Raw genomic sequence first — 539 nt, 5'->3', positions numbered from 1 at the left:
CTTTTCAACAGGTATGTTCCAAAAATTGTTCACACCATATTTTTCCTTAAAATCTTCTGCTCGTTCTGCAACTTCTTCGTCAAATTTTGTCACTACTTCTAATATTTCATCGTAGTTTCTTTGACCACCCGAAGACTTAAATTTATGAACGTCTGCCAATCCATATTTTTGAAATTCATCTAATTCAGTAGGTGCTGTTTTACCATCAATAATCGTTAAATCGATTGCATCTTGATTTAACATAGCCATCAACATGACTAAAAATGATGCCGATTTACCCGAACCAGCAACGCCACCTACTAAGTAACCACCGTTATTTTTAAATGGCACCGCAAATTTTTCTCCCGTTTCTTTCATAGCTGTATAGAATTTCATCGACTCTATATCAAATTCAATTTCATCAACAGAATCAATTTTCCAAACGTCATCAAGTGGGTCTGGTCTTTTCTCATCTCTAAACAACACTGTTAATTTAGGAGTAAGATTATAGATGTAGTTATCTATTGCGAGCTCAAGTGTTTTTGCAGATGGTTCTACGC

General features: G+C 35.1%; 1 protein-coding gene. It reads right to left on the bottom strand.

Annotated features, from left to right (window positions below; all coding sequences use genetic code 11):
• A partial coding sequence (locus tag EN964_RS38025; protein WP_206528855.1) for a hypothetical protein occupies positions 1 to 539 on the bottom strand: 539 nt, incomplete at both ends.

The organism is Mesorhizobium sp. M7A.F.Ca.CA.001.10.2.1 (genome assembly GCF_003998575.1).
GTDB lineage: Bacteria > Pseudomonadota > Alphaproteobacteria > Rhizobiales > Rhizobiaceae > Mesorhizobium.
The sequence above is the reverse complement of the archived record's forward strand: the minus strand, read 5'-3'. Positions and strand labels throughout refer to the sequence as shown.